Below are 14,095 nucleotides of genomic sequence, written 5' to 3' on the forward strand. Positions count from 1 at the left end.
CTACGACCAACGAGTCCCGCTCGTGTGCGAGTTCAATTGCATGCAAGTCATTTATTTGGAAAACCTGCTCTCGGAGTGGTTTTCGTCGTTTCTAGAGCCTTCAATTTCCTACTCGCTCTAGCCTTATTTACCATTAAGCTCCCTTCTTCTTAAACTGAACTCTTTTACTTGTTTACTATATATGTGTAGGTGCTTACTATCTTGTTAGTGACCATTAAATATAGATCTTCATTTATAATCTCTGAATCTAAGCATTATGACTGCACATCTTTAAAAGATAACTGAGAATCATTATTAATATTTAGTTACACTCACATCAATTGGAATAATGAGTGACTAAATACATGGATATATCTCGTCGACGCTTTCTTCAATCTTCCTTAGCGATCTCTGCGCTTACCGTTCTGCCTGCATGTTCTCTATCTAAGAGCACTAACAAACAAGGTCAGTATATATACGACATCACTACAGAGCCTTCTACTGCTGAATTGGTATCAGGGTTTACCACGGATGTACTTGCATTTAATGGCTCGATTCCAGCGCCTACGATTCGTTGTCGCCAAGGCGAGAAAGTTATTATTCGGTTTACTAACAAGCTTTCAGAGCCGACTACAATCCACTGGCATGGCTTGCGAATCCCTATTGAAATGGACGGTGTACCTTTCTTGAGCCAGCCGCCTATCATGCCAGGTGAAACATTCGTTTATGAATTTACACCGCCAGATGCCGGTACATTTTGGTATCACCCACATATGAATAGCGTTAAGCAACTTGGTATGGGCTTAGTTGGGCTAATCATCGTTGAAGAGGTAGAGCCTGTTCAGTTTGATGAAGAGCATGAAGTCGTCCTCAAGCATTGGCATTTAGACAAGCAAGGTCAGTGGAAGAACCTTATGGTGCCGCGCTTGAGTGCTCGTATGGGGACCCCAGGAGAGTGGAGTAGCGTCAATGGTGTGCATGAACCTGTTTATACGTTGAAGCAGAATGCAACAACGCGACTAAGAATTGCTAATGTCGATAACACCATTACTTACCCGATCGCCATAGAAGGTGCAGAGGCTTGGGTTATTGCTATAGATGGTAATCCTGTTAAAACGCCTTATAAGCTCACTCAGCACAAAATTGGTCCGGGAATGAGGTTAGATGTCGGATTGATTGCTCCGAAGGCTGGAGAACGTGTTTATGTGCGTCAAATGAAAGGACGCTTCCCATTCCCTTTGTGTGAGTTTGATATTGTTGAGTCTGACCTGCCGAGTAATCAGAAACTGCCTTTATTGCCTCTCAACCCTGTGCCAGATCTTGATTTGGAAAATGCGGAACAAATTGATTATGTGTTTGAATGGGAGGGGGCGGTCACTCCTGCCGATAAATCGGGCAAAGCGATACCTAAGTTTTGGCTAATGAATAAACGAGCTTGGGAGGGAATGAGTAAAGATAATATTCCAGCACCGCTTTCAACATTGGAGCTCGGAAAAACTTATATTTTCAACCTTAAGAACGTCACCCAATATCATCATCCTATTCACCTTCATGGGCACACGTTTACTGTTCTTGAGTTAGATGGCAAAAAACTCGATGAACCGTTTCATACCGATACGGTCTTACTTGGAAAAAATGGCAGTGCGAAAGCGGCATTTGTTGCAGATAACCCAGGGCGTTGGATGTACACATTGTCATGTGATCGAACACATGAAGACGGGTTTGATGGGTTACATCGAAGTAAAGTGACTCCTGTAACTTTTTAAATCTTGATAAGTTTTAAGCGCTATACTTTGCTGAATTCTAAGATTGTATAATCACTATTGCCGTAAATTTGATTACAATGTCGCCATTAACTTTTCTGGGGGAATTATGGGACAACTATCCGTTTTGGGTTTTATTGCATTGGGTGGTGCATTTGGTGCATGTTCTCGTTACTTAATTTCTGAACTTTGTGTGATGCTACTCGGTCGTGGCTTTCCGTACGGTACCTTAACCGTGAACGTCGTTGGCTCATTTATTATGGGTCTACTGATTGCTGCGTTTGAAACTGAGTTAATGGTCACTGACCCATGGCGTCAAATTATCGGGCTTGGCTTTTTGGGCGCATTAACTACGTTCTCGACTTTCTCGATGGATAACGTGTTGCTTATGCAGCAGGGCGCTTTCTTTAAGATGGGATTGAACGTACTACTGAATGTCGTGTTAAGCATTTCAGCTGCGTGGATTGGTTTCCAATTATTGATGCGTAGCTAGCAAAAATACTCAAATCTTAATCAGGTCGGCTTGGTTTAACCAAGCCGTTTTTATATACTGATTTTACTTGTCGGAGTGCCATAAGGCTGAGACCGTTAATTCGGGATCCGTTGAACCTGATCAGATTAGAATCTGCGAAGGGAACAAGAGAAGATATCTACACCAGAGTTCTATCTGGTCGACCTATCAAATAGTCGAATGTTGTTATAGACGAAGAGCACTCGCTCAATCTGTCTTTAATTCGATTCCTCTTGTCGCATCTATCCGCCAAGCATTTTTATCCCAATACTTTTTATCTAAGCATAACAAAGCAAGGAAAAATGCTATGTCGAGTCGCAAGCAAGCGAGACTGGAAGCAAAACAGTTCATTGATACACTCTCGGTACAACCGTACCCAAATTCAAGCAAAGTCTACGTAGAGGGTTCACGTCCCGACATTCGTGTGCCAATGCGTGAAATATCACTCGCTGATAGCCTGATTGGAGGCACAAAAGAAGCACCTATTTTCGAGCCTAATGAGCCAGTACGCGTCTACGATACCTCGGGTGTATACACAGACCCAGAACACACCATAGACCTCTACAACGGTTTACCTAAGCTGAGAGAAAGGTGGATTGAAGAGCGCTCCGATACTGAACTACTCGATGAAGTAAGCTCGGTATACACCAAAGAGCGCCTAGAAGATGAAACGCTAGACGATCTTCGTTACGGCAATCTACCACGTATTCGACGTGCCAAAGATGGGCAGTGCGTGACTCAATTGCACTATGCTCGCAAAGGCATTATCACCCCAGAAATGGAATACATCGCCCTACGTGAAAATATGGGGCGTGCTCAATACCGCGATGAAGTGCTGAATCAACAACATCCGGGTCAAAGCTTCGGAGCGAATCTTCCAAAAGACATTACCGCCGAATTCGTGCGTAAAGAAGTCGCCGAAGGTCGAGCGATTATCCCTTCTAATATTAACCACCCAGAATCCGAACCAATGATCATTGGGCGTAATTTTTTGGTCAAAGTGAACGCCAATATCGGTAACTCATCGGTCACTTCTTCGATTGAGGAAGAAGTAGAAAAGTTAGTATGGGCAACGCGCTGGGGTGGAGATACCGTTATGGACCTCTCTACTGGACGTAATATTCACGAAACTCGCGAGTGGATTCTACGTAACAGTCCGGTTCCTATCGGTACCGTACCAATGTACCAAGCGCTTGAGAAAGTGAATGGTGTGGCGGAAAAACTTAACTGGGAAGTGATGCGCGATACTCTGATTGAGCAAGCAGAGCAGGGCGTTGACTACTTCACTATTCATGCCGGTTTACTACTTCGCTATGTGCCAATGACAGCAAAACGCGTTACTGGCATCGTTTCTCGTGGTGGTTCTATCATCGCGAAATGGTGTTTAGCGCATCACCAAGAAAGCTTCTTATATACCCACTTCCGAGAGATCTGTGAAATCTGTGCTAAGTACGATGTCGCACTATCTCTCGGTGATGGTCTGCGTCCTGGTTCGGTTGCAGATGCTAACGATGAAGCGCAATTTGCAGAGCTTCGTACCCTTGGTGAGTTAACCAAGATTGCGTGGGAATACGACGTACAGGTGATTATCGAAGGTCCTGGTCATGTTCCAATGCATATGATCAAAGAGAACATGGAAGAGCAGTTAGAGCACTGCCATGAAGCTCCTTTCTACACCCTTGGTCCACTGACTACAGACGTTGCTCCTGGTTATGACCATATTACTTCAGGTATTGGCGCTGCGATGATTGGTTGGTATGGCTGTGCGATGCTTTGTTATGTAACTCCTAAAGAACACCTTGGCTTACCGAACAAAGAAGATGTAAAGGTAGGTATGATCACTTACAAGCTTGCTGCGCACGCCGCTGATTTGGCGAAAGGACACCCTGGTGCACAAGTTCGTGATAACGCGCTTTCTAAAGCTCGCTTCGAGTTCCGCTGGGAAGACCAATTTAACTTGTCGCTCGACCCAGATACCGCGCGTGCTTTCCATGATGAAACCTTGCCTCAAGAGTCTGGAAAAGTTGCTCACTTCTGTTCGATGTGCGGACCAAAGTTCTGCTCGATGAAGATTTCGCAAGAGGTACGAGAGTACGCGAAAGATACTGAGCAAGTTGCTGCGGACCAAGCTATCTCAATCAAAATGCTGGATGACCCTCTTGAGGGGATGCGTCAGAAATCGCAAGAATTTAGAGACACAGGTTCAGAGTTATACCACCCAGCAGCACATGCCGAGGTAAGTGACTAATGAGCAAAATCCTTATTCCGTCATCATTGATTGAACTGACAGGTTTAGTTCAGCAATGTTTGTTGTTGGCGAAAGAACAGGGTTTTAGCATCGAAGACATTGAGTTGGGTGTGAGCCCAACTCAATCTATTCAGCTTGTTCGCGACCAACAGACCACACGCATAATGACAGATCTTATTGATGGTTATGACTCCGAGCATGAGAGTTCATTTGTGCTCTATTACCGCTCTGCTTTATCGGTAGAAGCGTGTGCTAAGCAACCGTCGAAAGCGATTTATATTGGCATTGCTGATACGCAGGTATCCGATGAAAAGGAGAAAGTGCTTCAGCTTGATATCTGGCGTCACCCAATTAACGACGAAGTGAGAGCGCTCTCTGTTAAGTCCAAACTCAACGCAATGTTCGATCCCGAACATCACCTTGCTTGGATTGTAACGCTGACAGTACTCGATTTTCCTATCGAAGATGCGTTAACACTTGCTCGAGGAATGCTAACTCAACAAGCGAATGTTTCACGTGAAACACTGTTGAATGACAACCTTGACGAGGGAAGATCTACTCAGTGGGCTGACCAATTTGATGATTTCCCCACACCTGTACTGGAGGATAACCGACTAGGTATTCAAGTTGGTTGGTCTGCACAAGGGGAGTGCGTTAGCTTTCCAACTCTAACCAAGCAAAGTCTTGGGCTCTACCCAGTCGTTGATGATGTTGCTTGGATTGAGCGTTTACTGTCACTAGGCATCAACACTATTCAACTGCGAATCAAGAACCCACAACAAGCCGATTTAGAACAACAGATCATTCGAGCAATTGAGCTAGGTCGTCAGTATCAAGCACAAGTGTTCATCAATGACTATTGGCAGTTGGCAATCAAGCATGGCGCTTATGGTGTTCACCTAGGACAAGAAGACATAGAAGAATCGAATTTGGCTCAGATAACTAAAGCCGGCATTCGTCTTGGTCTTTCTACGCATGGTTATTACGAACTACTGCGCATCGTACAAATTCATCCTAGCTACATCGCACTAGGGCATATTTTCCCAACCACCACAAAACAGATGCCATCGAAACCACAAGGTTTGGTGCGCTTGGCTCTGTATCAAAAGCTGATTGATAGCATTCCCTATACAAATACAGAGGCTGCTTTCAGACCTGCAAAAGACAAAGCAGGTAGTGACTGTGTGCTTGGCTTTCCGACGGTCGCAATTGGTGGCATTGATCAATCTAATGCAGACCAAGTTTGGCAAACGGGTGTTTCTAGTTTGGCGGTTGTGCGTGCTATTACGTTGGCAGAATCACCTCAGTCCGTTATCGAGTTTTTTGCACAACTGATGAAGGAAAGACAACTAACGTTTACTGAGCAGAATGGTGAGTTGGCGTATAGCAAGAGAGGCGAGCATGCTCACGGATAAGCAGTTCCTTCGCTATCAACGTCAAGTCGCTCTGCCAGAAATTGCCGAAGTTGGGCAAGAGCGATTGAGTAAATCGCATGTGCTGATCATCGGTTGTGGTGGGTTAGGAAGTGCTGCGAGTTTGTACTTGGCATCAGCGGGTGTTGGTAAATTGGTTGTGGTCGATGACGATGAAGTTGATAGCAGTAACCTACAACGTCAGATCATTTATCGTGAGCAAGACATCCACGTTGCGAAAACAAAAGCGACTGTAAAGCAACTGACTGACCTTAATTCTATGATTCAAATTCGTGCTCTCAATAAGCGATTGGACAAAGCACAGCTGCAGCTTGAAGTGATGCTAGCGGATGTGGTGCTCGACTGCACCGATAACATGCCAACGCGCCAGCTAATTAACCAAGTTTGTTTCGAGCAAAATACGCCGCTCATCTCAGCGGCGGCAATTGGTTGGCAAGGGCAATTCACTGTCTTTGATTACCAAACACCAAGTGAACAAGAAGCGCAGAGTAAAGCCTGTTACCGCTGTTTGTATCCGTTCGACGAATTACCGCAAACGCAAAAGTGCAGTGATAGCGGTGTCGTCGGTCCGGTGGTGGGCACACTTGGCAACTACCAAGCGATAGCGGCAATTCAAAAACTGGCGACGGGAAAGTTTCATGTTGAGACTGCTAAGTTACATCTGTTTGATGGATTGAAAATGCAATGGCAAACCATGGCGATAAGCAAAGACAAACAGTGCCAAGTGTGTGCTCAGATTTAGTTTACGAGTAATGGACAGAATTAAGAGAGTTGGAAGCAATGACGTTATCAGAACAACAAGCGACACAAATGACCGCTGCTGACTTAGATATGATCACTATTGTCATCAATGACCAGTCACATCAAGTCGCCAGTAAGTCGAATCTACAGCAAATCATTAGTCAATTTACGCTGCCTGAAATGGGCTGTGTTTTTGCAATTAATAACAATGTTGTGCCGCGCAGTGAGTGGGCTAGCACAGTTCTTTCACAAGGAGATAGCATCTCTTTGTTTCAAGCGATCGCAGGGGGTTAAAGTCGATGCTTAAAATTGGTGATAAACAATTCGAATCTAGACTGTTCACAGGAACAGGGAAGTTTGCCAACAGCCGATTAATGGCAGAAGCGATTCAAGTATCGGGTTCTCAACTTGCGACTATGGCGTTGAAGCGTGTGGATGTGAACGACCAACAAGACGATATTTTGCTGCCGCTAGTACAAGCAGGTGTGAACTTATTGCCGAACACCTCAGGTGCAAAGAATGCTAAAGATGCTGTGTTTGCAGCACAATTAGCGAGAGAAGCGTTAGGTACAAACTGGCTAAAACTTGAAATTCACCCAGACCCGAAGTACTTGATGCCTGATCCAATTGAGACACTTGCTGCCGCTGAGCAACTGGTTCGTGAGGGCTTCATTGTCCTTCCTTATTGTCATGCTGACCCGGTTCTATGTAAACGATTGGAAGAAGTAGGTTGTGCTGCGGTCATGCCATTAGGTGCGCCGATCGGTTCCAACAAAGGGATAGTTTCTCACGATTTCCTAGAAATCATTATCGACCAAGCTAATGTTCCTGTCGTTGTCGATGCGGGTATTGGCGCACCTTCACATGCCGCGCGTGCGATGGAAATGGGCGCGGATGCCGTACTCGTCAATACCGCGATTGCAGCTTCGAGCGATCCCGTTGCGATGGCGAAGGCATTTAAGTTGGCGGTAGAGTCGGGGCGTATGGCTTATGAAGCCGGACTTGCAGGTAAGGTTTCTCATGCGGTTGCGTCGAGTCCACTGACGTCATTCCTAGATGAGCTTTAGCCCTAGATTGGTTTAGCTATTAAGCGAGGAAAACATGAGCTTCGTTGAACAATTTAAGCAGCTTAATTGGGATGACATATCGATGTCGATCTACGCGAAAACCGCACAAGATGTCGAGCGAGCATTGAATAAACCCAAACGTGATTTGGAAGACTTTAAAGCGCTAATTTCACCTGCGGCTGAAGCGTACTTAGAGCAAATGGCGCAGTTATCATACTCGGCAACTCGCAAGCGTTTTGGCAATACCATGTCGCTTTACATTCCATTATACCTCTCTAACTTGTGCGCCAATGCTTGTACTTATTGTGGCTTCTCGATGGAGAACAGAATCAAGCGTCGTACCTTGAATAGGGACGAAGTGGCTGCAGAAGTTGAAGCCATTAAACGCATGAAGTTTGATAGCGTATTGCTGGTGACTGGCGAACACGAAACCAAAGTGGGCATGAAATACTTCCGCGAAATGGTGCCGATGATTAAGAAGCGCTTTAACTATTTGGCGATGGAAGTACAGCCACTTGATCAAGACGAATACGCTGAGCTCAAGACATTGGGTTTGGATGCGGTGATGGTCTATCAAGAAACGTATCATCCTTCGACTTACGCCGAGCACCATTTGCGTGGCAACAAGATGGATTTCGAATACCGATTGGATACACCCGATCGTCTTGCAAAAGCAGGCATCGATAAGATCGGCATTGGCGCATTGATAGGGTTGGAAGAGTGGCGTACCGATTGCTTTTATGTGGCAGCGCACTTGGACTATCTAGAGCGCACATATTGGCAGACTCGTTACTCGATTTCTTTCCCGCGTTTACGTCCTTGTGAGGGCGCGCTCCAACCAAAATCAGTCATGACGGATAAGCAGCTTGTTCAGTTGATTTGCGCTTATCGCTTGTTGAACCCAGAGGTGGAGTTGTCATTATCGACTCGTGAATCACCGAAGTTCAGAGACAACGCATTACCGTTAGGTATCACCAGTATGTCTGCTGCATCGAAAACTCAGCCGGGGGGTTATGCGATGGATGATGTTGAACTCGAGCAGTTTGAGATCAGCGATGAACGAAGCGCGGCTTCTGTTGAAGGTATGATTCGAGCCAAAGGCTTTGACCCTGTATGGCGAGATTGGCACTCGGCGTATTCCGGTTAAGTAACAAATAAAGCCACTGTCATCGTTATGTTTCACGTGAAACATAAGCAAAAAAAGAGGGTTGATGTAAAACATCAACCCTCTACTTTTTTCTAGCTTCTAGCTTCTAGCTGTGTGCTACTGGTAGCGTTGCTTGACGAAGCCACTCTTTCACATCACCTTCAACCAGCGGGCTGATCTCATCCCACACTTTCTGATGGTAATCATTCAGCCAAGTAAGTTCTGGACGAGTTAGTATATCAACGTTGATGTTGCGCTTGTCGATTGGGCAGCGTGTTAGCGACTCAAATGACAGAACAGGGAAGTCACCGTTAGTTGGTGTTTCAACAACAAGCTCTAGGTTTTCAATACGGATACCAAACGCATCTGCACGGTAGTAGCCTGGCTCGTTGGATAGCACCATACCTTCTGTTAGAGGCACGTCGATTTGCTTCTTAGAAATGCTCGCCGGACCTTCATGAACACTTAGGAAGTGACCAACACCGTGACCAGTACCATGATCGTAATCGTAGCCTTCCGCCCATAGGTGCTGACGAGCTAGCGTATCGATTTGGTAACCACGTGTGCCTTTCGGGAAACGTGCACGAGCAACACCGATGTGACCTTTTAGCGCGAGAGTGAATTGTTTAATCATCTCTTGTGAAGGCTGACCGATCGCAATAGTACGCGTGATGTCTGTAGTGCCATCTAGGTACTGACCACCTGAATCTACTAGGTAAAGTGTGTTCAGTTCTAGCTTGCCAGGTTCAGGTTGGTTCTCGTGGTTGTAGTGACACATCGCCGCGTTGACACCTGCTGCCGAAATGGTATCGAAGCTAAGATCCATCAGTGTCGGGTCTTCGCTACGGAACGCTTCAAGTTTGTCTGCAAGCGTCGCTTCATCATGCAGGTTACCCGCAACGACTTCAGTATCTAACCAAGATAGAAACTTACTCATCGCCACGCCATCGCGGATATGACATGCTTTCATGCCTGCGATTTCAACTGCGTTCTTCGCCGCTTTTGGCATTAGGCATGGATCAGCTTTACTCACCACAGATGCGCCTGCATTTTGTAGAACCAACTTAAACCATGCGTTACTTGTCGCAGGGTCAACCAGTACATTCTTGCCAGTTAGAGTTTCTAGTCGCGCTTGCAATGCTTCTGGGTGATGAACCGTCACGCCAGCACCAACGTGAGCGTCAAAATCAGCAGGTAGGCGAGCTGGATCTAGGAAGTATTCCACGCTTGAATCTGAGTGCAGAATCGCGTGAGAAAGCAGAACTGGTAGGCGTGATACATCAAGACCACGAACGTTGAGCAACCAACAGATAGAATCAAGTGCTGTGATCACTGCGCTGTCTGCGCCGGCTTTTTTCACGAGCTCTGCGATTTCTTGGCGTTTGCTTTCACTTGATTGACCAACCGCTTCTGTTGCCATTAGGCGAACATCAGAAACTACAGGAGCAGGGCGGTCGTGCCACAGCTCATCAATTGGGTTGCTGTCGAGAATCTTAAGCTCAAGTGCACCTGCAAGTTTTGCTTGTGCCATGTCTAACCAAGCAGAGTTGTGCATGCGAGGGTCGATTGCCACAGATGCGCCATTTGCAAGATGGTCTTTAATCCAATCTAGTGCAGGCTCTTCAATCAGGTGACGGTATTCGAATAGATCAGCAGGAACCTGCTTAGTGACTTGTACCGTGTAGCGACCATCAACAAAGATAGCGGCTTTGTCTTTGGTGATTACCGCAGCACCAGCAGAACCGGTAAAACCAGTTAGCCAGTGTAAACGCTCGTTGTGCGCTGGTACGTATTCGCCCAAGTACTCGTCTTCATGTGGGACAAGTAGGGCATCAATATTATGTTGTGCTAGCCATTCGCGAATTGCATTCACGCGGCTTTGGGTATCGTTGTGCATCTGTGTTATTCCTTCAAATTACCGCTCCTTCATGCTCAGGTGTGGGAGCTGTTTCCATCTGCTTCATGCAGTTTACGATTCCATTGAGGTTCGCAATCACTTCAATAGAGTCGGAGTACAACAGACCATAGATGAGCCAAAAAGGACTATCGACTGTTAAGCTACTCATTTTACCGTAAGAGCGCAAATCGCGTCCGGGATTTTTATCTAAGATGATCGGTTTTTTGCGTGATCATGGTACGTAGCCAAGTTAAAGCTGGGTCATTTTCTCTGTCTCGGTGCCAGAACAAAGTGTAAGCCATTGGCGGGAATTCGAGTGGCAGTGGCAGCAATGCCATGTCATGTTGTTTGGCTGCCAGCTTCACAAAGTGGCTTGGCGCGGTAAACACAAAATCAGTGTAAGAACACAAACTGGCGGCACTGTTAAAGTCCGGTACGGTGACTGCGATATCACGTTCGCGACCAATGTCGGCTAAACGATAGTCGAGCAACCAACGGTCGTTGCCATCACAACGCACCTGTACATGACGCAGGGCTAGGTAAGCTTCTAAGTTCCAGTTACCACGCAAAGCCGGGTGGTCTTTACGCACGATACACATTTGGTGGTCGCGATAGATTTCCTGTTCACAAATGTCATCGGGCGGCAGCATAGTCAGCTTGGCATCGTTGATGTCGATATCTCGACCTGTCATGCCTAAATCGATTTCACCGCGTTGAATCATCTTGAACGTTTGTTCTGACCAAGAGTGGGTGCTTATGGTCACGCCTGGCGCTTGTTGGAATATTGCTGGCAAGAAGTGGGGCAGAATGAGCGGGTAGACACTCTCTACCGCTGCGATTTGAAAACGGTACTCACTGCTCTGTGGCGAGAACTCTTCGGGTTGAGTCAGCACCTCAAGTTGGTTTATCAACAGATCCAGTTTCGGTTTAAGGAACAATGCGCGCGGTGTTGGCGTCAATCCGTGTGAGTTTCGAGTGAATAGAGGATCATCAAATTGGGTACGTAATTTCGCTAAGGATTTACTTACGGCAGACTGACTCAAGCACAGTCGGTGGGCGGCTCGGGTGACATTCAACTCTTCAATCAGCACTTTAAAACAGACCAGCAAATTGAGGTCGATGCGTGCCAGTTTCTCTACGTTCACAGTGATTTTCCCCATTGGAATAATGGTCATGAGTATACATCATTTCCATTCATATCATCAGATGATTAAGCTTTGCTCAAAAGTTCTTGTTCAATTTGGAGTGTTTTGTGTCTAGCCATATTACAAATAGCAAAAAACAGATGGCGCTGTTGACCATGTTAGTTCTGTTCAGTCCGCTTGCGATTGATATCTATCTACCTGCTTTGCCTCTTATCGCGTCCACTTTTCAGGTAGAAAATGCATTGGCACAAGACACCATCACTTGGTTCCTATTTGCTATGGGCGTTGGTCAGCTATTCGCTGGTCCCTTGGCAGATAAACTCGGACGTCGAACTGTTGCATTGGGAGGCATCACCATCTACGCATTGAGCGCTTTATTGGCGTGGAGTGCTCAAAATATTGAGTGGATGTTGGCGGCTCGCTTGCTACAAGGCTTAGGTGCTTGTGCAACATCTGTAGCAGCCTTTGCAACAGTTCGCGATATCTTTGGTCCGGAAAAAAGCGGCAAAATGATCAGCTACCTTAACGGTGCGATCTGCTTTATCCCAGCATTAGCACCGATTCTTGGTAGTTGGTTAACCCAACAATTTGATTGGCGTGCAAACTTCAGCTTTATGGCGGGTTTCGCTGTAATTGCAGGTGCGATGATGTTCCTTGGAATGAAGGAAACCAACCCAGCAACTGAAAAGCAGGCGGTATTTAAACTGAGCCGCTACTGGGCAGTCTTGAGCACACCATCATTCACCTTCCACGCTTCACTTTGTTTGATGGCGATGGCGGTCATTCTTGCTTATGTAACGTCTGCACCTGTAGTGTTGATGACAGGCATGGGACTATCGATGAATGAATTCACCTTCTGGTTTGGTCTGAATGCGGCGTTCAACATTGCTGCTTGTATGCTTGCGCCTAAGTTCATGGATCGCTGGGGCACACACAATTCACTGGTTGTTGGTATCTGCTTACTGGCAATTGCTGGCGTGATCATGATGGTGATGAAAGAGCACCACACGGCACTGTCTTTCATGCTACCAATCTTTATCTCATCGGTCGGCTTCGCTTGGATTCTTGGCGCAGCAGCAGGTAAAGCGTTGGAACCGTTTGGTGATAAAGCGGGTACTGCGGCTGCACTACTTGGTTTGTTCCAAATGAGTGGCTCTGGTTTGTTGGTGGGTACGCTACAGCGTTTATCACTGGATCCACAAACTCTGATTGCGATTCATATGTGGGTATTGCTTCCAGCATTAGTGATTCTGTTTAGCAAAGCTGGTAAGAACTGGCATGCGAAATTGGCGAATGCGTAAAACTCGGTAATTTAGTATTTTCCAATGTACTTAACGCGTGTATATTTGTCGTTCAAACTTTTCTCGACACCATAACGGAACTCATAAAGTAATGTCGTTAACCACGTATGAAATGGCTCGTATCCTAGAGCAAATGGAAGAGTCACCAGAAAAGGTGATGTTTGGTAAGTTGCTTAACGAATTAGGTAACCAAAGCTCTGAGCGCATTCGTAGCGCGGCAAAACAAGTTCCAGTGCCAGTCCTACGCGATATCGTGTACCAATTTCAGCAAGTGATTGAGTCACGTAAAGGCGAGCAAGTAGAGCAGATGGCAAAAGATCTCGCGAAGCAGGGTATCTCACCTGAAGAGCTACTGGCTTACTTAAATAAATAATAAAAAAATCCCCGCATCATGCGGGGATTTTTTTAGTGAGTGATTTTCTTCTTCAGTATGTGGTCGAGGGATAATGGTCCTGGTCCCCAAACAATCACAACTAGGATCATCAATCCCCAAAGTTGGTGATCATAGAAACCTTTCTCCCATAACAGCGGGTAAGAGACCACGGCGATGATGTTGAATACAAACAGAATCGCAGCCATCGGGCGGGTAATCAATCCTAGTACCAAGAACACAGGTAGAACCAATTCTGCAGCCGTACCTAAGTAAGCCGCCAATTCCCATGGCAGTATTGGCACTTGGTATTCCAACTCAAATAAATACAGTGTGCTATCCCAAGACGAGATTTTGATTAGCCCTGAATTGAAGAACACCCATGCAACCCACAAGCGACAAAAGAGAAGTAGTAAAGGGACAAAGCCAGCTTGTAGGGTGCTGATTAAATCGTCGTACCGATTCACTAAGTTTTTAACCGTATCCGTCATAG

At 46.1% G+C, this 14,095-nt stretch carries 12 protein-coding genes, 1 pseudogene and 1 riboswitch; of the genes and pseudogenes, 10 read left to right on the forward strand and 3 right to left on the reverse strand.

Annotation, left to right across the window (positions count from 1 at the left end):
• The first annotated feature begins 344 nt into the window (after positions 1–344).
• From OH463_RS25090 to thiH, 8 genes and pseudogenes are all read left to right on the forward strand, one after another.
• Positions 345–1,728: pseudogene (locus OH463_RS25090) on the forward strand (multicopper oxidase domain-containing protein).
• A gap of 123 nt (positions 1,729–1,851) precedes the next feature.
• A complete protein-coding gene (gene crcB / locus OH463_RS25095) occupies positions 1,852–2,235 on the forward strand; it encodes a fluoride efflux transporter CrcB (RefSeq protein WP_005430379.1) in 384 nt (127 codons plus the stop codon).
• 61 nt (positions 2,236–2,296) lie between these two features.
• Positions 2,297–2,395, forward strand: a riboswitch (TPP riboswitch).
• A gap of 165 nt (positions 2,396–2,560) precedes the next feature.
• A complete protein-coding gene (thiC, locus tag OH463_RS25100; RefSeq protein ID WP_269993020.1) occupies positions 2,561–4,501 on the forward strand; it encodes a phosphomethylpyrimidine synthase ThiC in 1,941 nt (646 codons plus the stop codon).
• On the forward strand, positions 4,501–5,916 hold the full coding sequence (locus tag OH463_RS25105; RefSeq protein ID WP_005447253.1) for a thiamine phosphate synthase: 1,416 nt from the start codon (positions 4,501–4,503) through the stop codon (positions 5,914–5,916). The genes thiC and OH463_RS25105 overlap by 1 nt, the downstream gene beginning before the upstream one ends.
• On the forward strand, positions 5,903–6,676 hold the full coding sequence (locus OH463_RS25110) for a HesA/MoeB/ThiF family protein (protein WP_047517759.1): 774 nt from the start codon (positions 5,903–5,905) through the stop codon (positions 6,674–6,676). The genes OH463_RS25105 and OH463_RS25110 overlap by 14 nt, the downstream gene beginning before the upstream one ends.
• 38 nt (positions 6,677–6,714) lie before the next feature.
• Positions 6,715–6,969 (forward strand): sulfur carrier protein ThiS, encoded by a 255-nt coding sequence (gene thiS / locus OH463_RS25115; protein ID WP_009696772.1) that lies wholly within the window; start codon positions 6,715–6,717, stop codon positions 6,967–6,969.
• A gap of 5 nt (positions 6,970–6,974) precedes the next feature.
• Positions 6,975–7,742, forward strand: coding sequence for a thiazole synthase (locus tag OH463_RS25120; protein WP_005397059.1), 768 nt, complete (start codon positions 6,975–6,977; stop codon positions 7,740–7,742).
• A 34-nt stretch (positions 7,743–7,776) separates the two neighbouring features.
• On the forward strand, positions 7,777–8,889 hold the full coding sequence (thiH, locus tag OH463_RS25125; RefSeq protein ID WP_269993029.1) for a 2-iminoacetate synthase ThiH: 1,113 nt from the start codon (positions 7,777–7,779) through the stop codon (positions 8,887–8,889).
• A 106-nt stretch (positions 8,890–8,995) separates the two neighbouring features.
• On the opposite strand, the gene OH463_RS25130 is transcribed toward thiH, so the two are convergent.
• A complete protein-coding gene (locus OH463_RS25130) occupies positions 8,996–10,786 on the reverse strand; it encodes an aminopeptidase P family protein (RefSeq protein WP_269993031.1) in 1,791 nt (596 codons plus the stop codon).
• 203 nt (positions 10,787–10,989) lie between these two features.
• Positions 10,990–11,931 carry a LysR substrate-binding domain-containing protein gene (locus OH463_RS25135; RefSeq protein ID WP_005447244.1) on the reverse strand — a complete coding sequence of 314 codons (942 nt, stop codon included), beginning with the start codon at positions 11,929–11,931 and terminating at the stop codon, positions 10,990–10,992.
• 107 nt (positions 11,932–12,038) lie between these two features.
• Between OH463_RS25135 and OH463_RS25140 the strand changes: the two genes are divergently transcribed.
• Positions 12,039–13,232 (forward strand): multidrug effflux MFS transporter, encoded by a 1,194-nt coding sequence (locus OH463_RS25140; protein ID WP_269993034.1) that lies wholly within the window; start codon positions 12,039–12,041, stop codon positions 13,230–13,232.
• 91 nt (positions 13,233–13,323) lie between these two features.
• On the forward strand, positions 13,324–13,605 hold the full coding sequence (tsrA, locus tag OH463_RS25145; protein WP_005447240.1) for an H-NS-like global regulator TsrA: 282 nt from the start codon (positions 13,324–13,326) through the stop codon (positions 13,603–13,605).
• Between the two features lie 32 nt (positions 13,606–13,637).
• Here tsrA and OH463_RS25150 read toward each other — a convergent pair whose 3' ends face one another.
• Entirely contained in the window at positions 13,638–14,093 is a 456-nt protein-coding gene (locus tag OH463_RS25150) for a DoxX family protein (RefSeq protein WP_269993037.1), read from the reverse strand.
• Positions 14,094–14,095 lie beyond the last annotated feature (2 nt).

This window comes from Vibrio sp. NFR (assembly GCF_027587095.1).
GTDB lineage: Bacteria > Pseudomonadota > Gammaproteobacteria > Enterobacterales > Vibrionaceae > Vibrio > Vibrio harveyi.

Coding starts and splice junctions, on each gene's coding strand:
- crcB (WP_005430379.1), top strand. CDS start 1,852: ATGGGACAACTATCCGTTTTGGGTTTTATTGCATTGGGTGGTGCATTT.
- thiC (WP_269993020.1), top strand. CDS start 2,561: ATGTCGAGTCGCAAGCAAGCGAGACTGGAAGCAAAACAGTTCATTGAT.
- OH463_RS25105 (WP_005447253.1), top strand. CDS start 4,501: ATGAGCAAAATCCTTATTCCGTCATCATTGATTGAACTGACAGGTTTA.
- OH463_RS25110 (WP_047517759.1), top strand. CDS start 5,903: ATGCTCACGGATAAGCAGTTCCTTCGCTATCAACGTCAAGTCGCTCTG.
- thiS (WP_009696772.1), top strand. CDS start 6,715: ATGACGTTATCAGAACAACAAGCGACACAAATGACCGCTGCTGACTTA.
- OH463_RS25120 (WP_005397059.1), top strand. CDS start 6,975: ATGCTTAAAATTGGTGATAAACAATTCGAATCTAGACTGTTCACAGGA.
- thiH (WP_269993029.1), top strand. CDS start 7,777: ATGAGCTTCGTTGAACAATTTAAGCAGCTTAATTGGGATGACATATCG.
- OH463_RS25130 (WP_269993031.1), bottom strand. CDS start 10,786: ATGCACAACGATACCCAAAGCCGCGTGAATGCAATTCGCGAATGGCTA.
- tsrA (WP_005447240.1), top strand. CDS start 13,324: ATGTCGTTAACCACGTATGAAATGGCTCGTATCCTAGAGCAAATGGAA.
- OH463_RS25150 (WP_269993037.1), bottom strand. CDS start 14,093: ATGACGGATACGGTTAAAAACTTAGTGAATCGGTACGACGATTTAATC.